Source organism: Pseudomonas sp. GW821-FHT03A09, assembly GCF_059421065.1.
Genome location: NZ_JBWKUX010000004.1, coordinates 267,421 through 292,062, shown reverse-complemented (window position 1 = coordinate 292,062; position 24,642 = coordinate 267,421). Strand labels below are relative to the sequence as shown.

Genomic DNA, 24,642 nt, shown 5'->3' with positions numbered 1-24,642 from the left:
CTGTTGTCTCCAGGGCCTGTGATCTGCCAGGGAGTCTGCAGTAGAAGGTCGGGAATGATTTTTGGCGCATCGAAGGTGCGTCGTAGGGAAGGTAAGCAAGATGGTACAGGTGAGAGCACACCAGCCGATCAACACTGACGGCAGTATCAATCTCGAGGCATGGCTGGATCATGCCGTCAGTGTCGACCCGGCACTGGACCGTGAAGCCTTGAAGGCAGCTTGCGAGTTCGCTCGTGAGTCTGAGCAGCAAAACAATGCGGCCAAGAATCTCTGGTCCGAAGGCACTTCGAGCTTTCGCACTGGGTTGGAAATCGCCGAGATCCTGGCCGATCTGAAGCTGGACCAGGATTCACTGATCGCCGCCGTGCTCTATCGCGGTGTGCGCGAAGGGCATATCGAGCTGGCCACCGTGAGCCAGCGCTTTGGCGCCGTGGTCGCCAAGCTGATCGACGGTGTGGCGCGCATGGCCGCCATCAGTGCCAGCCTCAGCCCGCGCCAATCGATGGTGATGGGCACCCAGGGCCAGGTGGAAAACCTGCGCAAGATGCTGGTGGCGATGGTCGATGACGTGCGCGTCGCCCTGATCAAGTTGGCCGAACGCACCTGCGCGATTCGCGCGGTGAAAACCGCCGATGACGAGAAGCGCAACCGCGTCGCCCGCGAGGTGTTCGACATCTATGCGCCGTTGGCGCACCGCCTGGGTATCGGCCATATCAAGTGGGAGCTGGAGGACTTGTCCTTCCGTTACCTCGAGCCCGATCAATACAAACAGATTGCGACGTTGCTGCATGAGCGACGGCTCGACCGTGAGCGCTTCATCACCGATGTGATGGGCCAACTGCGTTCCGAATTGCAGGCTACCGGCGTCGATGCCGACATCAGCGGCCGTGCCAAGCACATCTATTCCATCTGGCGCAAAATGCAGCGCAAGGGCCTGGCGTTCAGCCAGATCTACGACGTGCGCGCCGTGCGTGTGCTGGTGCCGGAAATGCGCGACTGCTACACCGCGCTGGGTATCGTCCACACCCTGTGGCGGCATATTCCGAAAGAGTTCGACGACTACATCGCCAACCCGAAGGAAAACGGCTATCGCTCGTTGCACACGGCGGTGATCGGCCCCGAGGGCAAGGTGTTGGAAGTGCAGATCCGCACCCACGCCATGCACGAAGAGGCGGAGCTGGGCGTGTGCGCGCACTGGCGCTACAAGGGCACCGACGTCAAGGCCGGGTCCAATCAGTACGAAGAGAAAATCTCCTGGCTGCGCCAAGTGTTGGAGTGGCATGAAGAGCTGGGCGACATCGGTGGCTTGGCCGAGCAGTTGCGGGTGGATATCGAGCCGGACCGGGTGTACATCTTCACCCCGGATGGCCACGCGATCGATTTGCCCAAGGGAGCCACGCCGCTGGATTTCGCCTACCGCGTGCACACCGAGATCGGTCACAACTGCCGCGGCGCCAAGATCAACGGGCGTATCGTGCCGCTCAACTACACCCTGCAGACCGGTGAGCAGGTCGAGATCATCACCAGCAAGCACGGCACGCCGAGTCGCGATTGGTTGAACCCGAACCTGGGCTACATCACCACGTCGCGGGCGCGGGCGAAGATCGTGCACTGGTTCAAGTTGCAGGCACGCGACCAGAACGTCGCCGCCGGCAAGACTTTGCTCGAGCGCGAACTGGCTCGCCTGGGCTTGCCGCAGGTGGACTTCGACAAGCTGGCCGAAAAGGCCAACATGAAGATCGCCGAAGACATGTTCGCCGCCCTGGGCGCTGGCGACTTGCGCCTGGCGCAGCTGGTCAACCTGGCCCAGCAACTGGTCGAGCCGGAGCGCGGCAGCGAACAGCTGGAACTGATTCCACGTAAAGCCACTGGCTACAAGCCCGGCAAGCGCGGCGATATCCAGATCCAGGGCGTGGGCAACCTGATGACGCAAATGGCCGGCTGCTGCCAGCCGTTGCCAGGGGACGCCATCGTCGGTTACATCACCCAGGGGCGTGGTGTGAGCATTCACCGCCAGGATTGCGCCTCGGTGCTGCAGCTGGGCGGGCGCGAGCCGGAGCGGATCATCCAGGTCAGCTGGGGCCCGGTGCCGGTGCTCACTTACCCGGTGGATATCGTGATTCGGGCGTACGACCGTTCCGGTTTGCTGCGTGACGTGTCGCAAGTGCTGCTCAATGAGCGGATCAACGTGCTGGCGGTCAACACCCGTTCGAACAAAGAGGACAACACCGCGCTGATGTCCCTGACCATCGAAATCCCGGGGTTGGATGCGCTGGGGCGGCTGTTGGGGCGTATTTCCCAGTTGCCGAACATCATCGAGACGCGGCGAAACCGTACACCATGAACATCTGGATGAGCACAATCTGAAATGTGGGAGGGGGCTTGCCCCCGATGAGGGTAGATCAGTCGGCATCTAGGTTGGCTGATCCACTGCTATCGGGGGCAAGCCCCCTCCCACATTTGATCTTCAGCGGATAGAGATCAATGTATTCACTAGACGACCTGCTGCACCTGATGAACCGCCTGCGGGACCCGCAACATGGGTGCCCGTGGGATCTCAAGCAAACCTACGCGACCATCGTCCCGCACACCCTGGAAGAAGCCTATGAAGTCGCCGATGCCATCGAGCGCGGCGACTTCGATCACCTGCAGGGTGAGTTGGGCGACCTGTTGTTCCAGGTGGTGTATTACAGCCAGTTGGCGCGGGAAGAAGGGCGCTTTGAATTTGCCGGAGTGATCGACAGCATCACGCGCAAGCTGATCCGTCGCCATCCTCACGTGTTCCCGACGGGCGATCTGTATGCGCCGCTGGATACGCCTCAGTTGAGCGAAGAGCAAGTCAAGGAGCGTTGGGAGCAAATCAAGGCACAGGAGCGCGCGGAAAAATCCGACGCGCCGGAGCAATTGTCCCTGCTCGATGATGTGCCGGCCGCATTACCGTCCTTGTCCCGTGCCGCCAAACTGCAAAAACGCGCCAGCCAGGTCGGTTTCGACTGGCCGTCCGCCTTGCCGGTGGTGGATAACGTCCGTGAAGAGCTGGATGAAGTGCTCGAAGCCATGGCCGATAACGACTCGGCGGCCATTGCTGATGAAGTCGGTGACCTGCTGTTTGCAGCGGTCAATCTGGCCCGTCATCTCAAGGTCGACCCGGAAACCGCACTGCGCGGCGCCAATGCCAAGTTCGAACGACGTTTCCGATTTATCGAACAGGCATTGCGCGACACCCACCGTCCCATAGAAGATTGCACCCTCGAAGAGTTGGACGCCCTGTGGGGTGAAGCCAAACGCCAGGAAAAGAATGTGTCCAACTGCGGTTGAGCAGTTGCCTAAGTGAGTAAGCACCATGAGCCTTTCCCTTCGCGACCAGTTGCTCAAAGCAGGTCTGGTCAACCAAAAGCAGGCCAAGCAGGTCGGCAAAGAGAAACAGAAGCAGCAGCGCCTGGTCCACAAAGGCCAGGCCGAGGCGGATGACACCCAGGCGCGCCTGGCCCAGGAAGCGCAGGCCGAGAAGGTCAAGCGCGACCAGGAGTTGAACCGCCAGCAGCAGGAAAAAGCCGAGGCCAAGGCGCGTACCGCACAGGTCAAGCAGTTGATCGAAACCTCGCGCCTGCCGAAGCTGACCACTGAGGACTATTACAACTTCGTCGACGACAAGAAGGTCAAGCGCCTGTCGGTCAACACGTTGATGCGCAACAAGCTGAGCAACGGCTCCCTGGCGATCGTGCACCACGGTGGTGGCTACGAGGTGATCCCGCGTGAAGCGGCGCTGAAGATCCAGGAGCGCGCACCGGAGCGTATCGTGCAGCTCAATATCCTGACTGAAAGCCAGGTGCCGGATGAGGATGATCCGTATGCTGCCTACCAGATCCCGGATGATTTGATGTGGTAAGCCTGTAGAAACAACAAACCCCGCTCAAAAGGCGGGGTTTTTTGTAGTGAGCGGGCTTGCCCCGCGCTGGGCTGCGAAGCCGCCCCAAAACCTGATAGTGGGATTCTGTCTGAAAGAATGTGTGGTCCGGGTTGGGGCTGCTGCGCAGCCCAGTGCGGGGCGAGCCCGCTCACTACAAAGAGGCTTCAGGAGCTTTGTTCCTGGCGTTTCATTTCAAGAGTTTCGAGCTCGTTTTTATAATTGTGGGCGTCGCTCTCGTTGTGAAACATACCGACTAATACGTCTTGCTGATGCACATCCCAGATGTGAATCCCGTGAGCTACTGCTTCGTGGGACATATGTTCATCGTCGCGTTCAGTTACTTTTACAGTCATCTGCTTGCTCCAATCTCTGGTTGATCTGCGGCAAGTCGTCGCAGGACTCTGTTATATGATTTGTTAGCTTGCTAAGTAAACAGACTTTTCGCGCAACAATTCATTGCAGAAAACGCAACAGTCTTGCGGGCCCCGTAAATAGCGACATTGCGTCGCAGGTGCTTGAGTTTTATGACAGAAGTTTCATGTTCGGGTCAGGCTTATGCCCTGTGCTGAATCTGCCACCGCTATCGCAGGCAAGCCAGCTCCCACAGGAGAGCGCATTCCAACTGTGGGAGCTGGCTTGCCTGCGATAGCGGTAGAAGCTTCAAAACAAAACAGCAGACGAAAAAAAGCCCCGCATTCGCGAGGCTCTTCGTTCCAGCTAGCGATCAGCTGCCTTTGACAGCCTTGCCGTCAACGGTACCGTCCAGCAGCATGATGTTGTATTCCTTGCCGTCGGTTTCTACCTGACGCAGGGCAACCAGGATGCCGCCCCAGTCCTTGGCAAACCACATCTGGGTGATGCGTTTGGTCTGCGAGGGATCGCGCACGCGCTCGACCTTGATCGCATCAATGGAGCCGGCCTTGGTCTGGACCTTTTCCGGGCCAATCACACGGAAGTCGTAGGTGTCGGTGTCGGTGCCTTCAACCACGCGGTAGCTCATGCTTTTTTTGCCGGCAGCCACGTCGCGCTGCAGGGCCAACTGGTAGGTCGACTTGTCGAGCATGCCGCTTTCGAGGGTGACATTGACCGGGTCTTTGTTTTCGAAGCCAGTGACCTTGTTGGCCGAGTGGTCGAAGTCCAGGTTGATCTTCTTCGCCTTGCCCAGGCCGCCGCGTTCGAAGGTGTAGCTCTTGGGTTGCAGAGCGTCCTTGTCAAACTTGATCACGCTGGTCTCGGTGAGGCTGGCGATGAGCATGGACGCCTTGAAGTTCAAGGTCCAGGTGCCGTCACCGTTCTGGGTCAGGCTACGTTCGGCCGAACCACTCATGGGCAACTGTTTCCAGTCGGCGGTGTAGCTGGCGGAGAATGGGTGTAAATCTGCTGCTTGCACGGCTGGCAAGGCAAACAGAGCAAAAGCGAAGAGCAAGGCGCGACGCATAAAATCTCCTAGGTTCGAATCAAGTGGCCGCTGGCCGCGAGTAACTGACCGTCCAATAATGCACCCTGCTCGCCAAGAATCAACCGACCCTCGGCAAACCAGCGAACAGCCAACGGGTAAATCTTGTGTTCCTGGGTGTGAACCCGTTGCGCAAGTGTCTGCGCTGAGTCAGCAGACTCTACCGGAACCACTGCCTGTACGACCAGAGGCCCGCCATCGAGTTCCTCGGTGACGAAGTGCACGCTGCAGCCATGCTCGGTGTCGCCGGCGTCGAGCGCGCGCTGATGGGTGTGCATGCCTTTGTGCTTGGGCAGCAGGGAAGGGTGGATATTGAGCAGGCGGCCTTCATAGTGGCGCACGAAGCCAGCGCTGAGAATGCGCATGAAGCCGGCGAGGACCACGAGTTTGGGGTTGAAGGCGTCGATGAGTTCGATCAAGGCGCTGTCGAAGGCCTCGCGGCCTTCGAAAGCCTTGTGATCCAGCGAGCGGGTGTCGATACCCGCATCCCTGGCGCGTTGCAGGCCGTAAGCGTCGCTGCGGTTGGAAATCACCGCAGCGATGCGCACAGGGCTGTCGCCGGTGCGCGTGCTGTCGATCAGGGCCTGCAAGTTACTGCCGGTGCCGGAAAGCAGCACCACGACATCACAGGTTGCAGGCATCAGTGCGCCTTAAGGTTCTTCAGTTCAACCTGAGCCGCGCCTTCCGGGGCGGTGGCGATCTGGCCGATGACCCAAGGCTGCTCGCCGGCTTCACGCAGTACGTTCAACGCGCTTTCAACGTGTTCCTGAGCCACGCAGATAACCATGCCGACGCCGCAGTTCAGCACGCGGTGCATCTCGGTTTCGTCGACGTTGCCTTTCTCTTGCAGCCAGTCGAATACCGCAGGACGCTGCCAGCTGGCCACGTCGACGATCGCCTGGGCGCCTTTTGGCAGGACGCGCGGAATGTTGTCCAGCAGGCCGCCGCCAGTGATGTGAGCCATGGCCTTGACTGCGCCAGTGTCCTTGATCAGCTTGAGCAGAGGCTTGACGTAGATGCGGGTCGGGGCCATCAGCAGGTCGGTCAGCGGCTTGCCATCGAGCTGGGTGTTCTCGATGTCGGCGCCGGACACTTCGATGATCTTGCGGATCAGCGAGTAGCCGTTGGAGTGCGGACCGGACGATGGCAGGGCGAGCAGGGCGTCACCGGCAGCCACCTTGGAGCCATCGATGATCTCGGCTTTCTCTACGACACCGACGCAGAAACCGGCCAGGTCGTAGTCTTCGCCTTCGTACATGCCTGGCATCTCAGCGGTTTCGCCGCCAACCAGGGAGCAACCCGACAGTTCGCAGCCGGCGCCGATACCGGTGACCACTTGGGCTGCGGTGTCCACATTCAGCTTGCCGGTAGCGTAGTAGTCGAGGAAGAACAGCGGCTCGGCGCCGCACACCACCAGGTCGTTGACGCACATGGCAACCAGGTCGATGCCGATACTGTCGTGCTTGTTCAGGTTCAGTGCCAGGCGCAGCTTGGTGCCCACGCCGTCGGTGCCGGAGACCAGCACCGGCTGTTTGTAGCCGGCCGGGATTTCGCAGAGGGCGCCAAAACCGCCCAGGCCGCCCATGACTTCAGGGCGCGCAGTGCGCTTGGCGACGCTCTTGATGCGTTCGACCAATGCTTCACCGGCGTCGATGTCTACACCGGCGTCCTTGTAGCTCAGGGAGGGTTGCTTGCTCATGATCCAGGCCTTTAGGGGGGATTCAGGGGTAACGACCGAGCGGGCAGGCGCTTTTGGTAAAAGGCCCAGCCATTGACGGTCTGCGAAGGCGCGCGATTTTATCAGGCTTGAGGGGCAGCGGCCATCCTCGGGCCGACGGGCAGGAGCATATGGCGTTAAAAAAATGCTAATCGCCTCGGTTATGGCGTGTATTAAGGTATAGCCTTTAACCCGCTATCGTTATGACAGTACGAAAACTTACCGGATCTCTGTGAATGTTTTGTCGGTCGCTGTGGTCACAGCCTTGCCAAGCCGAATTCAGGCGGTCTGTTCTCCCCGTTTAATTTGTGGTTCGGGAATCTTCCATGCGTTTGTATAAATTCTTTTTTGTAGGCTGTTTGTCGTTGGTCAGCCTGGCGAGTCATGCCGAAACCCTCAATGGCCTCTATCAAGTACTCGAACCGGTCAGCAGCCAGTCGCCCCAGGAGCGCGACCAGGCTACCCAGCGTGCGGTGCAGACGTTGGTGATCCGCCTGACCGGCGACGCCAAGGCCGCCGATGGCCCTGGCTTGGCGGCGATTCGCAAGGACCCGCAGCAAATCATCACCCAGTACGGCTACGACGCTGGTCCGCCGGAAAGCCTGCAAGTGGATTTCGATCCGGTCAGCACCGATCGCGCGCTGCGTCAGGCAGGCCTGTCGATCTGGGGTAGCAACCGGCCTTCGATCCTTGGCTGGTGGCTGAACGATTCCACTGACGGCAGTAGCCTGGTCGGCGATGGCCAGGTCGTCGCACAGGCCCTGCGTCGGGCGGCACAACACCGTGGCTTGCCGTTGCGCTTGCCGCTGGGTGACTTGGATGAACAGGTGGTCGCCACCGCACCTAACCTTGAAAGCGCGGATGCCACGCCACTGCGCGCAGCCTCCGAGCGCTACGGCGCCGATGCATTGCTGGCGGTGCACGCCCGCCAGGAAGGCAACCAATGGCAGGCCAAATGGCGGCTGTGGTTGGGTGACAAAAGTGAACAGGGCACCGCCCAGGGGGCTGATACCGGCGCGGTGGCCGATGCCATCATGCTGGCGGTCAGCCAAAAGCTCGCGCCGCGTTTTGCCGTCAAGCCTGGGGTAAGCACCGAGCAATTGCTGGAAGTGCAGGGCATGAACCTAGAGCGCTATGCGGCTCTGGGCCATCTGCTGGAGCCCTTTGGTGGCCAGCCGCAACTTGTGGAGGGCAACCGCATTGTGTATCGCGTCAATGGCAGTGCCGATCAGTTGCGTACCCAGTTGAGTCTGGCCAGGTTGCAGGAAGTGCCGGCGGGTGAAGCGCCGGTCCAGCAACCGGTGGCAGACGGCACACAGCCACCGGTTGCTGCCGAGCCGCAGGCGCAGCTACGTTTTCGTTGGTAAGTGTTCTTCCTTCTTCTATATAGAAGAAGGAAGCCAATAACAGATGGAGTGATTTATGGCGGATACGCGTCGTTGGGTGTGGCTTGGCGGGATTGTCCTGCTGTGCGTTTTTGTGTTCTTGCTGCATTCGATCCTGACGCCGTTCCTGGTTGCGTTGCTGCTCGCTTATCTGTTCGATCCTGTGGTGGATCGCCTGGAGAAGGTTGGCATGTCTCGGACCTGGGGCGTGGTGACGGTGTTTGCACTGTTCACGTTGATCATCACGGCATTGGTGCTGGTATTGGTGCCGATGCTCGCCAAGCAGTTGTTCCGTTTGTACGAACTGGCGCCGCAGATGCTCGACTGGCTGCAGCACACGGCAATGCCGTGGGCCCAGGCCAAGCTGGGGCTGGCGGATGGCTTCTGGAAGTTTGACAAGGTCAAGGCGGCAATCACTGAGCATATGGGGCAGACCACCGATATTGTCGGTGTGGTGCTCAGCCAGGCCACGGCCTCCAGTCTGGCGCTGATCGGCTGGTTGACCAACCTGGTACTGATCCCGGTGGTGGCGTTCTACTTGCTACGCGACTGGGACATCATGATGGTCAAGATCCGTAGCCTGCTGCCGCGCGACCGTGAGGAGCGCATCGTGTCTCTGGCAGAGGAATGTCATGAGGTGCTTGGCGCTTTCGTGCGGGGCCAACTGCTGGTGATGCTGGCGCTGGGGATTATCTACGCGGCCGGTTTGATGGCGATTGGCCTGGAGCTGGGTCTGTTGATCGGCTTGATCGCGGGGTTGGCGGCTATCGTGCCGTACATGGGCTTTGTGATCGGTATCGGTGCGGCACTGGTGGCTGGGTTGTTCCAGTTTGGTGGTGACTTGTACCCGATGCTGGGGATTGTTGCCGTGTTCATGGTCGGTCAGGCCCTGGAGGGCATGGTGTTGACGCCGTTGCTGGTTGGCGACCGGATCGGCCTGCATCCGGTGGCGGTGATCTTTGCGATCCTGGCGGGCGGCGAGCTGTTTGGCTTTACTGGCATTCTGCTGGCGTTGCCGGTGGCGGCGGTGATCATGGTGCTGGTGCGTCATGTTCACGATTTGTACAAGGATTCGGACGTGTACACGGGGGTTGAAGACCCCGAGCTGTAATCACTGAATCACAAACCCGGCCTCGGCCGGGTTTGTTGTTTCTGGGGGGGCGGGGTGTCAAACAATTTGCGCAAATCATCAAGAGTTAACGCAAACCTTTGATTTTGCTTATGGTCTGCTGCATTGTGCGCCCGGCGTCACGGGTATAAACTTTGCAAACTTTACACAGAGGCCACTAGCGGTTCGTTTGGAGCCGTTCAGTCAGCATGAAACCGATTCAGCTGCCCCTAGGTGTGCGTCTGCGTGATGACGCCACCTTTATCAACTACTACCCAGGCGCCAATGCCGCTGCACTCGGCTATGTCGAGCGGCTCTGCGAAGCCGACGCTGGGTGGACGGAGAGTCTGATCTATCTGTGGGGCAAGCACGGCGTGGGGCGTACGCACCTGTTGCAGGCCGCGTGCCTGCGTTTCGAACAGATGGGCGAGCCGGCGGTGTATTTGCCGTTGGCTGAGTTGATGGATCGCGGTATCGGCATCTTCGATCACCTGGAACAATACGAGCTGGTGTGCCTGGACGATCTGCAGGCGATTGCCGGCAAGGCGGACTGGGAAGAAGCGTTGTTTCACCTGTTCAACCGCTTGCGCGACAGTGGCCGACGCTTGTTGATTGCCGCCTCTACGTCGCCGCGTGAGCTGCCGGTGAAGCTGGCCGACCTTAAATCACGCTTGACCCTGGCGCTGATTTTCCAGATGCGGCCTTTATCTGACGAAGACAAACTGCGTGCCTTGCAATTGCGCGCATCCCGTCGCGGCCTGCACCTCACCGACGAAGTCGGTCACTTTATCCTCACTCGTGGCACTCGTAGCATGAGCGCGTTGTTCGATTTGCTCGAACAGCTCGATCAGGCCTCTTTGCAGGCCCAGCGCAAGCTGACCATCCCCTTCCTCAAAGAAACCCTCGGCTGGTAGCCAGCCCAGTCATTTCGGGGGCTTCGGCATATTTCAGGCGCCAGAAAACCTGCGTTTTGGCCGGTTTGACCACGCAAATGGCAGGTATGGGGTGTTAAGGGCTTAGATGTCATGGTCAAAACAAGAAGTCACATAGATCACGATTGAATTTGCAAATCGATGTGATAGAAGGCATAGTCTCGACTTCTTTACACATCAGCCACGGTCGTGCCCATGCTAAATCGCTTCGCACCCCTCGTGCCTCTCGCACTCGTTACCCTGTTGTTTGGTTGCGCCACCCACACTCAAAACGTGGCTGAGCAGCAAAAACCAGCACAACAGTCCCAGGCAAAATTCGTAGCATCGCAGTCTTCCACTGTTTATCAGGAAGAGATCGCTACTGAAAAAGAACTGGCCAACTTCGCCGGCAACAAGCCTTACCAGCTTCCAGTTCTGGCCGACAGCATTCTCGAACGCGGCATGTCCCTGATCGGTACCCGTTACCGTTTCGGCGGTACCTCTGAAGCCGGTTTCGACTGCAGCGGTTTCATCGGCTACCTGTTTCGTGAAGAAGCTGGCATGAATCTGCCACGCTCGACGCGCGAAATGATCAACGTGGATGCACCGTTGGTCGCACGCAACAACCTCAAGCCGGGTGATCTGCTTTTCTTTAGTACGGCTGGCCGTGGTCGTGTCAGTCACGCCGGTATCTACTTGGGCGATAACCAGTTTATCCACTCCAGCAGCCGTCGCAGTGGCGGTGTTCGAGTCGACAACCTGGGTGACAGCTACTGGAGCAAAACCTTCATCGAAGCCAAGCGCGCACTCGCCATGGCCCCGACTACGGTTACCGCTAGTAAGTAAAGTTAAAGTGATACTTGAAGTTTGACGTGTAAGCGCTAGAATCCCTGGATATTGTTGGAATCCGTTCGCGCGAGCTTAGCTTGCGCGTTCTGGTTTTCAGCGTTCGGCAGCGAAAAGCCGCATCCAGACCAGGATTGTTCTGCCCATGTCGACCTCAGCCCGCCTCATTTTGCTGGTTTGCGCCGCGCTCCTCAGCGCCTGCGCCAGCCGCCCGCCACCCGCTCCTGTGGCCGTCAAGCCCAAGCCGGTGTTCAACTACTCCACACAGAGTTTCTCGCCTGCTGCCGAAGACGTGCTCTTCCGCGCGCTGGGCCTGGTTGGCACGCCTTATCGCTGGGGCGGCAACACGCCGGATTCCGGATTTGATTGCAGTGGCCTGATCGGCTTTGTCTACCGTGATGCGGCGGGCATCTCGTTGCCGCGCACTACCCGTGAACTGATCGTGATGCGTGCACAGAATGTCAGCGAAGAGAATCTGCAAACCGGTGATCTGTTGTTCTTTGCCACGGGTGGCGGTTCACAGGTCAGCCACGCCGGGATCTATGTGGGAGAAGGCCGTTTCGTCCATGCGCCGCAAACCGGCGGTACGGTGAAGCTGGATACTTTGTCCAAGGCGTATTGGCAGAATGCCTATCTCAGCGCCAAGCGCGTGTTGCCGGGAAATCTGGCGCGTAATCCTTAAGTTACAGATAGATCAAAATGTGGGAGAGGGGCTTGCCCCCTCCCACATTGGTTATGCGGTTTTTATTTGGCCGCAGAAACCCGCCACACCTTATTCCCCACATCGTCCGCCACCAGCAAGTCCCCCTGCTGATCGATCACCACGCCCACCGGCCGGCCCATGGCTTTCTCGTCTTTATTGAGAAACCCGGTCAGCACATCCAGCGGCTGCCCCTTGGGCTGGCCGCCCTCGAACGGTACGAAGATCACCTTGTAGCCACTGTGCGGCTTGCGGTTCCACGAACCATGCTGGCCGATAAACGCGCCGTTGCTGAACTGCGCCGGTAGTTTGTTACCTTCGGCAAACGTCAGGCCAAGGGAGGCGGTGTGCGGCCCCACGGCATAGTCCGGGGCAATGGCCTTGGCGACCAACTCTGGGTTCTGCGGTGAGACGCGTACGTCCACATGCTGGCCGTAGTAACTGAAGGGCCAACCATAAAAGGCGCCATCCTTGACCGAAGTGATGTAGTCCGGCACCAGATCGCTGCCGATTTCATCGCGCTCGTTCACGGCCGTCCACAGCTTGCCACTCTGGGGTTCCCATGCCATGCCGTTGGGGTTGCGCAGGCCGGAAGCGAAGATGCGGTGCTGGCCGCTGGCGCGGTCGACTTCCCAGATCGCCGCGCGGCCTTGTTCCGCCTCCAGGCCGTTTTCGCCAACGTTGCTGTTGGAGCCGACGCTCACATACAACTTGCTGCCGTCCTTACTGGCCACCACGTTCTTGGTCCAGTGATGATTGAGGGTGCCACCCGGCAAGTCGACTACCTTGATGCCCGCTTCCTTGATTGTGGTTTCGCCAGGCTGGTAGGGAAAACGCAGCAGTTTGTCCGAATCCGCCACATACAGATCGTTACCGACCAAGGCCATGCCGAACGGTGAATTCAGATTCTCCAGGAACACCGTTCGGGTCTCGGCAACACCATCGTGGTCGGCATCGCGCAGCAGCGTGATGCGATTCGGACTCGGCACGCCAGCACCGGCGCGGCCCATGACTTTCTCCATCACCCAGCCCCGAATGCCCTTGGCGTCGTCCGGCTTGGGCGGTGCGTTGGTTTCCGCCACCAGCACGTCACCATTGGGCAGCACATACAGCCAGCGCGGGTGATCCAGGCCCTCGGCAAATGCCGCCACTTGGATGCCCGCAGCGGCCGTCGGCTTGGCGCCGTCGGGCCAGCCAATCGCTGGGGCGATATTCACGGTGGGGATCAAGGTTTTGTTCGGTTCCGGCAGTTTGGGTGAGGGCCCGGTGCCGTCGGAAACCTGCAAGGTAGAGCTTTCCCCGCAGGCGGCGAGGGTGCCGGCGAGCATGATCAGTAAGGCCAGTCTGGTTTTATGCATGGTTTTCTCCTTAATACCTGTATGGGTAGAGAAGCACGGCGCCCCAATGGTTCAAGTGGCAGGCCAGCTTTAATTGACGCTCCACCCCCAACCCACTAACCTTCGCGGCTTGTTCCAGGTGCTCTGTGACCCAGGGGTCGACAGAGTGAAACAGGGAAGCCGGTGAGTGAGCGCACTTGTACACAGTGCTGCCGCGATCCCGGCGCTGCCCCCGCAACGGTAAATGAGTCAAAGCGGTGCTGTTTGCCACTGTATCTACATGATATGGGAAGGCGCGCCGTCGGCCTGCGCGCCACTCATGAGTCCGGAGACCGGCCTGGTTCATCCAACAGCATCACGGTGGGCGATGCTTGGCTGTCTGTTTTGTCTTTTTCCTGCCCGCCGTTTTTGTCCAGCCCCAACGGAGAGCTGCCATGACCGATTCCCCCGACCGCGACGAACGCCACCTGGCACGCATGCTGCGCAAAAAAGCCGTGATCGACGAGCGTATCGCCAATTCCCCCAACGAATGCGGATTGCTGCTGGTGCTGACCGGCAACGGCAAAGGCAAGAGCAGCTCGGCGTTCGGCATGCTCGCCCGCGCCATGGGCCACGGCATGCAGTGCGGTGTGGTGCAGTTCATCAAAGGGCGCAGCAGTACCGGCGAAGAGTTGTTCTTCCGCCGCTTCCCCGAGCAAGTGCGCTTCCATGTGATGGGCGAAGGCTTTACCTGGGAAACACAAGACCGCCAGCGTGACATCGCCGCTGCCGAGGCTGCCTGGGCGGTTTCTCGCGAACTGCTGCAAGACCCGGCCATCGGCTTGGTGGTGCTGGATGAGCTGAACATCGCCCTCAAGCACGGCTACCTCGACCTGGATCAGGTCCTGAGCGACCTGCAGGCCCGCCCGCCCATGCAGCATGTGGTTGTCACCGGCCGTGGCGCCAAGCCTGAGTTGATCGAAATGGGCGACACCGTCACCGAAATGGGCATGCTCAAGCACGCGTTCCAGGCCGGTATCAAGGCACAGAAGGGCGTCGAACTTTGAATCAGCCACGTCATTGCCCGGCCGTCTTGATCGCCGCACCGGCGTCCGGCCAGGGCAAAACCACCGTCACCGCCGCGCTCGCCCGTTTGCACCGCAACCTGGGGCGCAAGGTGCGCGTGTTCAAATGCGGGCCGGATTTTCTCGACCCGATGATTCACGAGCGCGCCAGTGGTGCGCCGGTGTATCAGTTGGACATGTGGATGGTCGGCGAGCAAGAAAGTCGCCGTCTGCTATGGGAAGCAGCGGGAGAGGCCGACCTGATCCTGATCGAAGGCGTGATGGGCCTGTTCGACGGTACGCCATCCAGCGCCGACCTGGCCCGCCACTTCGGTGTGCCCGTGCTCGGGGTGATCGACGGTACCGCCATGGCCCAGACCTTTGGCGCCCTGGCCCTGGGCCTGGCACGCTATCAGCCGGACTTGCCGTTCGCCGGGGTGCTGGCCAACCGCGTCGGCACCCAGCGTCATGCGCAACTGCTCGAGGGCAGTCTGACTGAAGGCCTGCGTTGGTACGGCGCGCTGTCCCGGGAAACCGGGATCGAGCTGCCGAGCCGTCACTTGGGCCTGGTACAAGCCAGTGAATTGAATGACCTCGACGTGCGCCTGGACGCCGCCGCCCAAGCCTTGGGCAGCAGCTGCGAAGTGGCGTTGCCGCCGCCGGTGACCTTCGCCGCCCCCGAGGTGACAGAGGCCGAGCCGTTGCTTGCGGGTGTGCGGATTGCCGTGGCCCGTGACGAGGCCTTCGCCTTTACCTATGGCGCCAGTCTCGACGTGCTGCGGGCGATGGGTGCCGAGCTGCGCTTCTTTTCACCGATTCACGATTGCGAATTGCCCGACGCCGACAGTCTTTATTTACCTGGCGGTTACCCGGAGCTGCACCATCAGGCGTTGTCGGAAAATACACCGATGCTTGACGCCATCCGCGCCCACCATGCTGCCGGCAAGCCTTTGCTCGCCGAGTGCGGCGGCATGCTCTACCTGCTTGATTCGCTCACCGATGTCGACGGCAACCGCGCCGAGTTGGTTGGCCTGCTGCAGGGGGACGCGGTGATGCAAAAGAAGCTGGCGGCCTTGGCCCTGCAAAGTGTCGAGTTGCCGGAAGGCGTGTTGCGCGGCCACACCTATCACCATTCCCTGACCAGCACCGAATGGCATCCGATTGCCCGCGGCCTGAGCCCCAACGGCGGGCGCGGTGCCGAGGCGGTTTACCGACAGGGTCGGATGACCGCGTCCTACGTGCACTTCTATTTCCCGTCCAACCCGACGGCGGTGGCCGCTTTATTTGCGCCCACGCTTGAGACCGCTATCGCAGGTAAGCCAGCTCCCACATCGACAGCGTTCACATCTCTCAATGTGGGAGCGGGCTTGCCCGCGAAGAGGCCATGACTGACAACGCATTCCCCGAAGCCGACCGCCAGGCCGTCTACCGCGCCATCGCTGAACGCCGTGACATGCGCCACTTCAGTGGTGGCTCTATCGCCCCTGAGTTGTTGCACCGCTTACTCCAGGCCGCGCATCAGGCCCCTAGTGTCGGCCTGATGCAACCCTGGCGGTTTATCCGCATCAGCGACCGCCCACTGCGTGGGAAGATTCAACAGTTGGTGGAAGAAGAACGCGTGCGCACCGCCGAGGCACTGGGCGAGCGCTCTGACGAATTCATGAAGCTCAAGGTCGAAGGCATCCACGACTGCGCCGAGGTCTTGGTGGCGGCGCTGATGGATGGCCGCGAGCGCCATATCTTTGGGCGCCGTACCTTACCGGAAATGGACATGGCGTCGTTGTCCTGTGCGATCCAGAATCTGTGGCTGGCAGCTCGCGTCGAAGGGCTGGGCATGGGCTGGGTCTCGCTGTTCGAGCCCCAGGCCCTGGCCGACCTGCTGGGCCTGCCGCCCGGTGCCAAGCCCCTGGCAGTGCTCTGCCTGGGGCCGGTGGCCGAGTTCTATCCGGCCCCGATGTTGCAGCTCGAAGGCTGGACCGAACCACGGCCACTGAGCGACATGCTGTATGAAAATGTGTGGGGAGTTAGTCAATGAGTGTGGCCTTGCTGTGTGTCGCTGCGGTGGCGCTGGATGCGTTGCTGGGTGAGCCCAAGCGTTGGCATCCGCTGGTGGCGTTCGGCAATTTCGCCGGGCGCATCGAGCAGCGTTTCAATACCGGGGGGCGAGGCTGGCGCAGCCACGGCGTGACCGCGTGGTTTATCGCCGTGGTGCCGCTGACCGTGTTGGCCACCGCGTTGTCATGGGCGCCTTACATCGGTTGGGTGCTGGAGATTCTGGCGTTGTACTGCGCACTTGGCATGCGCAGCCTCGGCGAGCACGTGATTCCCGTGGCCCAGGCGTTGCGCAGTGATGACCTGGAACAAGCGCGCAAGCGCGTGAGTTACCTGGTGAGTCGCCAGACCAGTGAGCTGGACCGCACGGAAGTCGCCCGCGCCGCCACCGAGTCGGTGCTGGAAAACGGTAGCGACGCGGTGTTCGCCGCGCTGTTCTGGTTTGTGGTGGCCGGTGTGCCAGGCGTGGTGCTCTATCGCCTGAGCAACACCCTGGACGCCATGTGGGGCTATCGCAATGAGCGCTTCGAGCGCTTCGGCTGGGCGGCGGCCAAGATCGACGATGTACTCAACTATATTCCTGCGCGCCTGGTAGCGTTGACCTACGCGCTGCTCGGTAAAACCCGACTGGCGCTGAAATGCTGGCGCACCCAAGGGCCCACCTGGGACAGTCCCAACGCTGGTCCGGTGATGGCGGCCGGGGCGGGCGCATTGGGTGTCGAATTGGGTGGCGCGGCGATCTATCACGGTGAATTGCATCAGCGTCCGCAGTTGGGTGAAGGCCCGGCAGCCGATGCCGACTCCATTGACCGTGGCTGGCAGCTGGTACAACGCGGCGTATGGTTGTGGCTGTTGATTCTCTGCGCGGGGGCGCAATTCTATGCTTGAGCACGGTGGGCGGCTGCGTAAGGCCGTGATTCAGTATGGGATTGCCGAAGCCGATTGGCTCGACCTGTCCAGTGGCCTGGCGCCCTGGCCGTGGCCGATCCCTGAGATCCCGATGCGGGCATGGGCGCGCTTGCCGGAAACCGATGATGGCCTGGAAGCGGCGGCCAGCGAGTATTACGGCGCCCCCCATGTATTGCCTGTGCCGGGCTCCCAGGCGGCGATCCAATTGCTGCCACGCCTGCGTCGTACGGGCAAGGTCGGCGTGCTGTCGCCGTGCTATGCCGAACACGCCGAAGCCTGGCGCCGTGCCGGTTACGTGGTGCGCGAAGTGCAGGAGCAGGAAGTCGACTTTTTCCTGGATGGCCTCGACGTACTGGTGGTGGTCAATCCGAACAATCCCACGGGTCTGAGCCTGACGCCGCAACGCCTGCTGGACTGGCATTCACGTCTGGCCCAGCGCGGCGGCTGGTTGGTGGTGGACGAAGCGTTCATGGACGTCACCCCACAACTGAGCCTGGCGAACCAGGCCCATCATGTCGGGCTGATTGTGTTGCGTTCGTTCGGCAAGTTCTTTGGCCTGGCCGGTGTGCGCCTGGGGTTCGTGCTGGCCGAACGCAAATTGCTCAAGTTGCTGGCCGAACAGCTCGGCCCCTGGGCCGTCAGTGGGCCGACGCGGGTGCTCGGTCAGGCATGCCTGCGTGATACCGTCGGACACGCGCGTCAGCGCCAGCGTTGCATCGACGCCGGCCAGCGCTTGTTCGAGCTGCTCGAAGGCCATGGCTTTCAACTCCACGGCGGCTGCGCTTTGTTCCAGTGGCTGATCACACCCCATGCCGAACGCATGCATGAGTTCATGGCTCAACGCGGCATCTTGCTGCGCCTGTTTGTTCACGACAGCAGCCTGCGTTTCGGCTTGCCCGACACCGAAGCGGATTGGTTGCGACTCGATGAGGCACTGACCGCCTACAAGGAAGCCTCATGAGTACGCTGATGGTGCAGGGCACTACGTCCGACGCGGGTAAAAGTACTCTGGTGACCGCGCTGTGTCGTTGGCTGGTACGCCAGGGTGTAGCGGTCGCGCCTTTCAAACCCCAGAACATGGCGCTCAACAGTGCGGTAACCCCCGAGGGCGGTGAGATCGGCCGCGCCCAGGCGGTACAGGCCCAGGCCGCCAACCTCGCGCCGCACACCGACATGAACCCGGTGCTGCTCAAACCCAACAGCGACACCGGCTCCCAGGTGATCATCCACGGCCGTGCCGTGACCAGCATGAATGCGGTGGCCTATCACGACTACAAAGCCATCGCGATGCAAGCGGTGCTGGCCTCCCACGCACGGTTGAGCGCCGCCTACCGGGTGGTCATGGTGGAAGGCGCCGGCTCCCCGGCGGAGATCAACCTGCGCGCCAACGATATTGCCAACATGGGCTTCGCCGAAGCGGTGGATTGCCCGGTGCTGCTGATCGCCGATATCAATCGCGGCGGTGTGTTCGCCCATCTGGTCGGCACATTGGAACTGCTGTCGCCCACGGAGCAGGCGCGGGTCAAAGGTTTCATCATCAACCGCTTTCGCGGCGACATCGCGTTGTTGCAGCCTGGGCTGGATTGGCTCGAAGCCCGCACCGGCAAGCCGGTGGTGGGCGTGCTGCCCTACGTGATGGACCTGCACCTGGAGGCCGAGGACGGTATCGACCAGCGCCAGATCGACAAGGCGGCCCAGGTGCTCAAGGTGATGGTGCCGGTATTGCCGCGGATCAGCAACCATACGGATTTCGATCCGCTGCGCCTGCACCCTCAAGTTGACTTGCAGTTTGTCGGCCCGGGCCAGCCGATTCCGGCTGCCGACCTGATCATCCTGCCGGGTTCGAAAAGCGTGCGCAGCGACCTGGCCTATCTGCGCGCCAATGGCTGGGACGCAGCCGTGGCCCGGCACTTGCGCTACGGCGGCAAGGTGCTGGGTATTTGTGGCGGCTTGCAGATGCTCGGTGAGCAGGTGCATGACCCGCTCGGGCTGGAAGGGTTGGCCGGGTCCAGTGACGGTTTGGGCCTGCTGGCGTTCAGCACGACGCTGGAAGCCGAGAAGCAGTTGCGCAACGTGCGTGGGCGTTTGCTATTGGAGGATGCCGAGGTCAGTGGCTATGAGATTCACGCGGGGGTGACGTCCGGCGATGCACTGTCGAAGGCGGCAGTGCTGCTGGAGGATGGCCGTCGTGACGGTGCCCAAAGTGATGACGGACAGATCCTCGGCACCTATCTGCATGGCTTGTTCGAGACGCCAGCAGCGTGCAGTGCCTTGCTGCGCTGGGCCGGTCTGGACGATGTTCAAGAGGTGGATTACCACGCCCTGCGCGAGCGCGATATCGAACGCCTGGCGGACTTGGTCGAGCACCATCTGGACACCGAGCTATTGCGAAAACTGTGCGAGGTTTAACGGTGCGAACGCGACCCCACATTGAATTGCATCAACCGAACAAAGGTGACTCGCTATGCTTCAGTTGATCATCGGCGGTGCCCGCTCCGGCAAAAGCCGCCTCGCCGAAAAGCTCGCCACCGACAGCACGTTGCCTGTCATCTATATCGCCACCAGCCAGCCGCTGGACGGCGAGATGAGCGAGCGTGTCGCCCAGCATCGTCGGCGGCGCCCGGATCACTGGGGCTTGATCGAAGAGCCCGTCGAATTGGCGCGGGTGCTGCGCGAAAACGCGGCGTCCGGACGCTGCCTGTTGGTGGATTGCCTGACCCTGTGGCTCACCAATCTGTTGATGCTCGACGATGCCGAGCGTCTTGTGCAGGAGCGCGAACAGCTGTTGGAAACCCTGGCTTTGTTGCCGGGAGAAATCATTTTTGTCAGCAACGAGACCGGTCTGGGTGTCGTGCCGCTGGGCGAATTGACTCGCCGCTATGTGGATGAAGCCGGTTGGCTGCATCAAGCCTTGGCCGAGCGGTGTCAGCGTGTTGTCCTGACCGTTGCCGGCCTGCCCCTGACTTTGAAAGGTACTGCGTTATGACTGACACTTGGTGGCTCAACCCCTGCAAAGCCGTCGATGCCGCTGCGCACGAACAGGCGCTGGCGCGCCAGCAACAATTGACCAAACCTGCCGGTTCCCTAGGCCAACTGGAGTCCGTGGCGGTGCAGTTGGCCGGCTTGCAAGGCCAGGTAAAACCGTCGGTGGAGCAAGTGTGGATCGCCATCTTCGCGGGTGACCATGGCGTGGTGGCGGAAGGCGTGTCGGCGTTTCCCCAGGAAGTCACCGGGCAAATGCTGCACAACTTTGTCACGGGGGGCGCGGCGATCAGCGTTCTGGCGCGACAGTTGGATGCACGGTTGGAAGTGATCGACCTTGGCACCGTGACGCCATCGTTGAACTTGCCGGGTGTGCGTCACCTGAACATTGGTGCGGGCACGGCCAATTTCGTCGGCGGCCCGGCGATGACTCAGGCGCAAGGACGCTTGGCCCTGCAAGCCGGTCGCGACAGCGCACACCGAGCCTTGGAAAGCGGTGCACAGCTGTTTATAGGGGGCGAGATGGGTATCGGCAACACCACCGCCGCCAGTGCGTTGGCGTGTGTCTTGCTCGACTGCCGTGTGAATGACCTGACAGGTCCGGGCACCGGTTTGAATGCCCAGGGCGTCAGCCACAAAGTGGCCGTTATCGAGCGTGCGCTCGCGTTGCACGCCGGCCAACGGGGCGATGTATTGCAAACCCTGTTCAACCTCGGCGGTTTTGAAATCGCTGCGTTGGTGGGTGCCTATCTGGCCTGTGCCCAGGAAGGAATAGTGGTACTGGTGGATGGGTTTATTTGCACGGTTGCCGCACTGGTCGCAACTCGCCTGAACCCGGCGTGCCGTGAGTGGATGGTGTTCGGCCATGGTGGTGCCGAGCCGGGCCATCGGCATGTGCTGCAAAGCCTTGATGCGCACCCTCTGCTGGAGCTCGGCCTGCGCCTGGGCGAAGGCAGCGGTGCGGCGCTGGCGGTGCCGTTGTTACGCCTGGCCTGCGCGCTGCATGGGCAGATGGCGACCTTCGCCGAAGCCGCCGTGGCAGACCGCCCGGCATGATCTTGCACCTGGACCTGCTGCGTCACGGCGAAACCGAGTTGGGCGGCGGCCTGCGCGGCAGCCTGGACGATGCGCTGACCGCCAACGGCTGGGCGCAGATGCGCGCCGCCGTGGTGAAGCAGGGCCCGTGGGACCGGCTGATCAGCTCGCCGCTGCAACGTTGCGCGCTGTTTGCCCATGAGTTGGGTGCACAGCTCAACCTGCCGGTGAGTCTGGAAAAGGATCTGCAGGAACTGCACTTCGGCACGTGGGAAGGGCAGAGCGCTGTGGCCTTGATGGAAACCGATGCCGAAGGGCTGGGCCTGTTCTGGGCTGACCCCTACACCTTCACACCGCCTGAGGGTGAGCCGGTCAGCGACTTTTCCGAACGTGTGCTGGGCGCGGTCTCACGCCTGCATCAGGCCTATGCCGGTGAACGCATACTGCTGATCAGTCACGGCGGCGTGATGCGCCTGCTACTGACGCAGGCGCGCGGTTTGCCGAGGGAGCAACTGCTGAATGTCGAAGTTGGCCACGGCGGGTTGTTCAGCCTGCAGGTGACGGCCGATGGCGCACTCAAGGAAGGCGTCTGACCATGCTGCCATTCTGGATAGCCCTGCAATTTCTCAGCAGCCTGCCGATTCGTTTACCGGGCATGCCGCAGCCTCAGGAGTTGGGGCGCTCGCTGTTGTTTTATCCGTTGGTGGGCTTGCTGTTCGGGCTGTTGTTGTGGGGCTTGAACAGCGTGTTGGTGGGGGCGCCACTGTTGCTGCATGCGGCGTTGTTGCTGACGGCCTGGGTGCTGCTCAGTGGCGGTTTGCATCTCGATGGGCTGGCCGACAGTGCGGATGCCTGGCTCGGTGGTTTCGGCGACCGCGAGCGCACGTTGACCATCATGAAAGACCCGCGCAGCGGCCCAATCGCCGTGGTCACCCTGGGTTTGGTGTTGCTGCTCAAATTCACCGCGTTGGTGGCCCTGATTGAGCAACACAACGGCGCGGCGCTGATCCTCGCACCGCTTATCGGACGTGCTTCGATGCTGGCGTTGTTTCTGACGACTCGTTATGTACGAGCAGGAGGGCTAGGGCAGGCCTTGTCGGATCATTTACCGCGGATCGTCGGTCAACAGGTGCTGATCCTGAGTGGATTGGCCTGTATCCTCATCGGAGGTTTCAGCGGCGGTGTGGCGGTTCTCATTGCTGCACTGTGCTTTGTCGGCTTGCGCCAATTGATGATCAATCGTCTGGGCGGCACCACCGGCGATACTGCGGGGGCTCTATTGGAGCTTCTGGAGGTGGCGGTTCTGATCGGGCTGGCGCTGTAACACTTTCTTGCATTTCCTTAATCCCGGGTATATACACGCTCTATGCTTGCTTCCCAATGTTTGTGTACCAACCTGCGACGTGCCGCCCGTGGCGTCAGCAGGTATTACGACGGCGCTCTCGACGGCTTCGGGATCAATGTCGCCCAGTATTCTTTGCTGTGTAACCTGCAACGCCTCGATCAGCCGAGCATTTCCAGCCTGGCCGACGCCATGGGGTTGGATCGCAGCACCTTGGGACGCAATCTCCGGGTACTGGAAGGCGAAGGGCTGGTGCAATTGGTTGAGGGCGATGACTTGCGTAACCGTCTGGTGTTGTTGACTGAGGCGGGTGAAGAACGACTGGCCGCCGCTTTGCCGGCCTGGGAAGCCGCGCAGCAGAAACTGATCGATCGACTGGGCGCGCAAAAGCGCGAAACCTTGTTGGCCTTGCTGGATGAACTCGCTTGAACGTGAGTTTGTTCAAATACAAGCGGGTATATACCCGCGAACGGAGAAAAAGAAATGACCTCGATGTGGCGCACCAGTGGTTGGGTTCTGTTAGGGAGTGCGCTGATCCTGGCGTTGTCCTTGGGTGTGCGGCATGGCTTCGGCCTGTTTCTGGCGCCGATGAGCACCGAATTCGGTTGGGGGCGTGAGACCTTTGCCTTCGCTATCGCCCTGCAAAACCTGATCTGGGGCATTGCACAGCCGTTTACCGGTGCTTTGGCCGACCGTTTTGGCGCGACCAAAGCGGTGTTTGTCGGTGGGGTGCTATACGCCGTTGGCCTGGTATTGATGGGCATGTCCGATTCGGCGTGGTCATTGTCCCTGAGCGCGGGTTTGTTGATCGGTATCGGCCTGTCGGGAACCTCGTTTTCGGTGATTCTCGGCGTGGTGGGTCGTGCTGTACCGCCGGAGAAACGCAGCATGGCCATGGGGATTGCGAGTGCTGCTGGCTCCTTCGGCCAATTCGCCATGGTGCCGGGCACCTTGGGCTTGATCGGTTGGCTGGGGTGGTCGGCTGCCTTGCTGGCGCTAGGCATGATGGTTGCGTTGATCCTGCCGCTGGTCGCGATGCTCAAGGACAAGCCGTTGCCGGCCGCGGTAGGCCAGCAAACGCTGCGTGAAGCATTGAGGGAGGCTTGCTCCCATTCCGGGTTCTGGCTGCTGGCATTCGGTTTCTTCGTGTGCGGGTTCCAAGTGGTATTTATCGGTGTGCATCTGCCGGCGTACCTGGTGGATCAGCACTTGCCGGCGACGGTCGGCACCACGGTGCTGGCGTTGATTGGCTTGTTCAACGTGTTTGGCACCTACACAGCCGGTTGGCTCGGCGGGCGCATGTCCAAGCCGCGCTTGCTCACCGGTTTGTACTTGCTGCGTGCGGTGGTGATCGTGTTGTTCCTGTGGGCGCCGGTTACTGAAGTCACGGCTTACCTGTTTGGCATGGCCATGGGGTTCTTGTGGTTGTCGACCGTACCGCTGACCAATGGCACCGTAGCGACGCTGTTTGGTGTGCGAAACCTCTCGATGCTCGGTGGGATCGTGTTCCTGTTCCACCAGCTCGGTTCGTTCCTCGGTGGCTGGTTGGGCGGGGTGGTTTATGATCGCACTGGCAACTACGATTTGATCTGGCAGGTAGCAATCCTGCTGAGCCTGCTCGCTGCGGCCCTGAATTGGCCGGTGCGCGAGCGGCCGGTGGCACGGCTCCAGGCGCAAATGGAGACAGCATGAGTGTGACGGTGCGGTGTTTAGCGATGGTGGCGGGCTTGGTCCTGCTGCTGTTGGCCTGGTGGGGCTGGCAGCACGGCGGCCTGGCGTTGATGCAGTTGGGTATGGCGATCTGTTGAGTTCGGTGTCTGAACTGATCAAGGCGTTGGTATCGCAACCCTGATCTTCAGCCATTAAAAAGCCCCGCCTCCTTTGCAGGAGAGCGGGGCTTTTTATACAG

General features: G+C 60.9%; 25 protein-coding genes and 1 riboswitch. Of the genes, 20 read left to right on the top strand and 5 right to left on the bottom strand.

Translation table 11 applies throughout. From position 1 onward, the window contains the following. Positions 1-100 precede the first annotated feature (100 nt). From relA to AC07V4_RS09210, 3 genes are all read left to right on the top strand, one after another. The gene (gene relA / locus AC07V4_RS09220; protein ID WP_492635868.1) at positions 101-2,344 is read left to right on the top strand and encodes a GTP diphosphokinase; all 2,244 of its coding nucleotides are present in this window, start codon (positions 101-103) and stop codon (positions 2,342-2,344) included. Between the two features lie 140 nt (positions 2,345-2,484). After that, positions 2,485-3,318, top strand: a complete 834-nt coding sequence (mazG, locus tag AC07V4_RS09215; protein WP_492635869.1) for a nucleoside triphosphate pyrophosphohydrolase — start codon at positions 2,485-2,487, stop codon at positions 3,316-3,318. A 25-nt stretch (positions 3,319-3,343) separates the two neighbouring features. Then, positions 3,344-3,889, top strand: coding sequence for a DUF2058 domain-containing protein (locus AC07V4_RS09210; protein WP_492635870.1), 546 nt, complete (start codon positions 3,344-3,346; stop codon positions 3,887-3,889). A 185-nt stretch (positions 3,890-4,074) separates the two neighbouring features. Here AC07V4_RS09210 and AC07V4_RS09205 read toward each other — a convergent pair whose 3' ends face one another. The 4 genes from AC07V4_RS09205 to purM all read right to left on the bottom strand — a co-directional run bounded on the left by AC07V4_RS09205 (position 4,075) and on the right by purM (position 7,065). Further along, on the bottom strand, positions 4,075-4,263 hold the full coding sequence (locus AC07V4_RS09205; RefSeq protein ID WP_492635871.1) for a hypothetical protein: 189 nt from the start codon (positions 4,261-4,263) through the stop codon (positions 4,075-4,077). 371 nt (positions 4,264-4,634) lie between these two features. Beyond that, on the bottom strand, positions 4,635-5,348 hold the full coding sequence (locus AC07V4_RS09200; RefSeq protein WP_492635872.1) for a DUF3108 domain-containing protein: 714 nt from the start codon (positions 5,346-5,348) through the stop codon (positions 4,635-4,637). Positions 5,349-5,356: 8 nt separating this feature from the next. Further along, positions 5,357-6,007 (bottom strand): phosphoribosylglycinamide formyltransferase, encoded by a 651-nt coding sequence (gene purN, locus AC07V4_RS09195; protein WP_492635873.1) that lies wholly within the window; start codon positions 6,005-6,007, stop codon positions 5,357-5,359. After that, positions 6,007-7,065: a phosphoribosylformylglycinamidine cyclo-ligase gene (gene purM / locus AC07V4_RS09190; protein WP_492635874.1), complete on the bottom strand. Its 1,059-nt coding sequence runs from the start codon at positions 7,063-7,065 to the stop codon at positions 6,007-6,009. The genes purN and purM overlap by 1 nt, the downstream gene beginning before the upstream one ends. Before the next feature lie 344 nt (positions 7,066-7,409). Between purM and AC07V4_RS09185 the strand changes: the two genes are divergently transcribed. From AC07V4_RS09185 to AC07V4_RS09165, 5 genes are all read left to right on the top strand, one after another. Then, positions 7,410-8,450: a DUF2066 domain-containing protein gene (locus AC07V4_RS09185; protein WP_492635875.1), complete on the top strand. Its 1,041-nt coding sequence runs from the start codon at positions 7,410-7,412 to the stop codon at positions 8,448-8,450. A gap of 55 nt (positions 8,451-8,505) precedes the next feature. Further along, a complete protein-coding gene (locus tag AC07V4_RS09180) occupies positions 8,506-9,579 on the top strand; it encodes an AI-2E family transporter (RefSeq protein WP_492635876.1) in 1,074 nt (357 codons plus the stop codon). Positions 9,580-9,785: 206 nt separating this feature from the next. Further along, positions 9,786-10,490: a DnaA regulatory inactivator Hda gene (hda, locus tag AC07V4_RS09175; protein WP_017134884.1), complete on the top strand. Its 705-nt coding sequence runs from the start codon at positions 9,786-9,788 to the stop codon at positions 10,488-10,490. Positions 10,491-10,703: 213 nt separating this feature from the next. Next, a complete protein-coding gene (locus AC07V4_RS09170) occupies positions 10,704-11,333 on the top strand; it encodes a C40 family peptidase (RefSeq protein ID WP_492635877.1) in 630 nt (209 codons plus the stop codon). Between the two features lie 145 nt (positions 11,334-11,478). Next, positions 11,479-12,015 carry a C40 family peptidase gene (locus AC07V4_RS09165; protein ID WP_431749223.1) on the top strand — a complete coding sequence of 179 codons (537 nt, stop codon included), beginning with the start codon at positions 11,479-11,481 and terminating at the stop codon, positions 12,013-12,015. Between the two features lie 62 nt (positions 12,016-12,077). Here the strand turns inward: AC07V4_RS09165 and AC07V4_RS09160 are convergent, their stop codons facing one another. Continuing rightward, positions 12,078-13,391, bottom strand: coding sequence for a PQQ-dependent sugar dehydrogenase (locus AC07V4_RS09160; protein WP_492635878.1), 1,314 nt, complete (start codon positions 13,389-13,391; stop codon positions 12,078-12,080). Between the two features lie 99 nt (positions 13,392-13,490). After that, a riboswitch (cobalamin riboswitch) is annotated at positions 13,491-13,725 on the top strand. A 79-nt stretch (positions 13,726-13,804) separates the two neighbouring features. On the opposite strand from AC07V4_RS09160, the gene cobO reads away from it, so the two are divergent. The 12 genes from cobO to AC07V4_RS09100 are packed head-to-tail and all read left to right on the top strand — an operon-like array spanning position 13,805 to position 24,425. Further along, positions 13,805-14,416 carry a cob(I)yrinic acid a,c-diamide adenosyltransferase gene (gene cobO / locus AC07V4_RS09155; protein ID WP_492635879.1) on the top strand — a complete coding sequence of 204 codons (612 nt, stop codon included), beginning with the start codon at positions 13,805-13,807 and terminating at the stop codon, positions 14,414-14,416. Continuing rightward, positions 14,413-15,801 (top strand): cobyrinic acid a,c-diamide synthase CobB, encoded by a 1,389-nt coding sequence (locus tag AC07V4_RS09150; protein ID WP_492635880.1) that lies wholly within the window; start codon positions 14,413-14,415, stop codon positions 15,799-15,801. The genes cobO and AC07V4_RS09150 overlap by 4 nt, the downstream gene beginning before the upstream one ends. Next, positions 15,798-16,448 carry a 5,6-dimethylbenzimidazole synthase gene (gene bluB, locus AC07V4_RS09145; RefSeq protein ID WP_492635881.1) on the top strand — a complete coding sequence of 217 codons (651 nt, stop codon included), beginning with the start codon at positions 15,798-15,800 and terminating at the stop codon, positions 16,446-16,448. Before AC07V4_RS09150 ends, bluB begins: the two co-directional genes overlap by 4 nt. After that, positions 16,445-17,353, top strand: a complete 909-nt coding sequence (gene cbiB, locus AC07V4_RS09140; RefSeq protein WP_492635882.1) for an adenosylcobinamide-phosphate synthase CbiB — start codon at positions 16,445-16,447, stop codon at positions 17,351-17,353. Before bluB ends, cbiB begins: the two co-directional genes overlap by 4 nt. Next, positions 17,346-18,335, top strand: a complete 990-nt coding sequence (gene cobD / locus AC07V4_RS09135; protein ID WP_492635883.1) for a threonine-phosphate decarboxylase CobD — start codon at positions 17,346-17,348, stop codon at positions 18,333-18,335. The genes cbiB and cobD overlap by 8 nt, the downstream gene beginning before the upstream one ends. Then, complete coding sequence (locus tag AC07V4_RS09130; protein WP_492635884.1) at positions 18,332-19,783, top strand: cobyric acid synthase; 1,452 nt, start codon at positions 18,332-18,334, stop codon at positions 19,781-19,783. Before cobD ends, AC07V4_RS09130 begins: the two co-directional genes overlap by 4 nt. Before the next feature lie 55 nt (positions 19,784-19,838). Beyond that, positions 19,839-20,360: a bifunctional adenosylcobinamide kinase/adenosylcobinamide-phosphate guanylyltransferase gene (gene cobU, locus AC07V4_RS09125; RefSeq protein ID WP_492635885.1), complete on the top strand. Its 522-nt coding sequence runs from the start codon at positions 19,839-19,841 to the stop codon at positions 20,358-20,360. After that, positions 20,357-21,412 (top strand): nicotinate-nucleotide--dimethylbenzimidazole phosphoribosyltransferase, encoded by a 1,056-nt coding sequence (cobT, locus tag AC07V4_RS09120; RefSeq protein ID WP_492635886.1) that lies wholly within the window; start codon positions 20,357-20,359, stop codon positions 21,410-21,412. The genes cobU and cobT overlap by 4 nt, the downstream gene beginning before the upstream one ends. Continuing rightward, positions 21,409-21,984 carry an alpha-ribazole phosphatase family protein gene (gene cobC, locus AC07V4_RS09115; protein WP_492635887.1) on the top strand — a complete coding sequence of 192 codons (576 nt, stop codon included), beginning with the start codon at positions 21,409-21,411 and terminating at the stop codon, positions 21,982-21,984. Before cobT ends, cobC begins: the two co-directional genes overlap by 4 nt. 2 nt (positions 21,985-21,986) lie before the next feature. After that, entirely contained in the window at positions 21,987-22,715 is a 729-nt protein-coding gene (locus tag AC07V4_RS09110; protein ID WP_492635888.1) for an adenosylcobinamide-GDP ribazoletransferase, read from the top strand. A 42-nt stretch (positions 22,716-22,757) separates the two neighbouring features. After that, entirely contained in the window at positions 22,758-23,162 is a 405-nt protein-coding gene (locus tag AC07V4_RS09105) for a MarR family winged helix-turn-helix transcriptional regulator (protein ID WP_492635889.1), read from the top strand. Positions 23,163-23,216: 54 nt separating this feature from the next. Further along, positions 23,217-24,425 carry an MFS transporter gene (locus AC07V4_RS09100; protein ID WP_492635890.1) on the top strand — a complete coding sequence of 403 codons (1,209 nt, stop codon included), beginning with the start codon at positions 23,217-23,219 and terminating at the stop codon, positions 24,423-24,425. Positions 24,426-24,642 lie beyond the last annotated feature (217 nt).

What these genes read in the sequence shown, in the direction of transcription:
- relA (WP_492635868.1), top strand. Translation starts at nt 101, where the DNA reads ATGGTACAGGTGAGAGCACACCAGCCGATCAACACTGACGGCAGTATC.
- mazG (WP_492635869.1), top strand. Translation starts at nt 2,485, where the DNA reads ATGTATTCACTAGACGACCTGCTGCACCTGATGAACCGCCTGCGGGAC.
- AC07V4_RS09210 (WP_492635870.1), top strand. Translation starts at nt 3,344, where the DNA reads ATGAGCCTTTCCCTTCGCGACCAGTTGCTCAAAGCAGGTCTGGTCAAC.
- AC07V4_RS09205 (WP_492635871.1), bottom strand. Translation starts at nt 4,263, where the DNA reads ATGACTGTAAAAGTAACTGAACGCGACGATGAACATATGTCCCACGAA.
- AC07V4_RS09200 (WP_492635872.1), bottom strand. Translation starts at nt 5,348, where the DNA reads ATGCGTCGCGCCTTGCTCTTCGCTTTTGCTCTGTTTGCCTTGCCAGCC.
- purN (WP_492635873.1), bottom strand. Translation starts at nt 6,007, where the DNA reads ATGCCTGCAACCTGTGATGTCGTGGTGCTGCTTTCCGGCACCGGCAGT.
- purM (WP_492635874.1), bottom strand. Translation starts at nt 7,065, where the DNA reads ATGAGCAAGCAACCCTCCCTGAGCTACAAGGACGCCGGTGTAGACATC.
- AC07V4_RS09185 (WP_492635875.1), top strand. Translation starts at nt 7,410, where the DNA reads ATGCGTTTGTATAAATTCTTTTTTGTAGGCTGTTTGTCGTTGGTCAGC.
- AC07V4_RS09180 (WP_492635876.1), top strand. Translation starts at nt 8,506, where the DNA reads ATGGCGGATACGCGTCGTTGGGTGTGGCTTGGCGGGATTGTCCTGCTG.
- hda (WP_017134884.1), top strand. Translation starts at nt 9,786, where the DNA reads ATGAAACCGATTCAGCTGCCCCTAGGTGTGCGTCTGCGTGATGACGCC.
- AC07V4_RS09170 (WP_492635877.1), top strand. Translation starts at nt 10,704, where the DNA reads ATGCTAAATCGCTTCGCACCCCTCGTGCCTCTCGCACTCGTTACCCTG.
- AC07V4_RS09165 (WP_431749223.1), top strand. Translation starts at nt 11,479, where the DNA reads ATGTCGACCTCAGCCCGCCTCATTTTGCTGGTTTGCGCCGCGCTCCTC.
- AC07V4_RS09160 (WP_492635878.1), bottom strand. Translation starts at nt 13,391, where the DNA reads ATGCATAAAACCAGACTGGCCTTACTGATCATGCTCGCCGGCACCCTC.
- cobO (WP_492635879.1), top strand. Translation starts at nt 13,805, where the DNA reads ATGACCGATTCCCCCGACCGCGACGAACGCCACCTGGCACGCATGCTG.
- bluB (WP_492635881.1), top strand. Translation starts at nt 15,798, where the DNA reads ATGACTGACAACGCATTCCCCGAAGCCGACCGCCAGGCCGTCTACCGC.
- cbiB (WP_492635882.1), top strand. Translation starts at nt 16,445, where the DNA reads ATGAGTGTGGCCTTGCTGTGTGTCGCTGCGGTGGCGCTGGATGCGTTG.
- cobD (WP_492635883.1), top strand. Translation starts at nt 17,346, where the DNA reads ATGCTTGAGCACGGTGGGCGGCTGCGTAAGGCCGTGATTCAGTATGGG.
- AC07V4_RS09130 (WP_492635884.1), top strand. Translation starts at nt 18,332, where the DNA reads ATGAGTACGCTGATGGTGCAGGGCACTACGTCCGACGCGGGTAAAAGT.
- cobU (WP_492635885.1), top strand. Translation starts at nt 19,839, where the DNA reads ATGCTTCAGTTGATCATCGGCGGTGCCCGCTCCGGCAAAAGCCGCCTC.
- cobT (WP_492635886.1), top strand. Translation starts at nt 20,357, where the DNA reads ATGACTGACACTTGGTGGCTCAACCCCTGCAAAGCCGTCGATGCCGCT.
- cobC (WP_492635887.1), top strand. Translation starts at nt 21,409, where the DNA reads ATGATCTTGCACCTGGACCTGCTGCGTCACGGCGAAACCGAGTTGGGC.
- AC07V4_RS09110 (WP_492635888.1), top strand. Translation starts at nt 21,987, where the DNA reads ATGCTGCCATTCTGGATAGCCCTGCAATTTCTCAGCAGCCTGCCGATT.
- AC07V4_RS09105 (WP_492635889.1), top strand. Translation starts at nt 22,758, where the DNA reads ATGCTTGCTTCCCAATGTTTGTGTACCAACCTGCGACGTGCCGCCCGT.
- AC07V4_RS09100 (WP_492635890.1), top strand. Translation starts at nt 23,217, where the DNA reads ATGACCTCGATGTGGCGCACCAGTGGTTGGGTTCTGTTAGGGAGTGCG.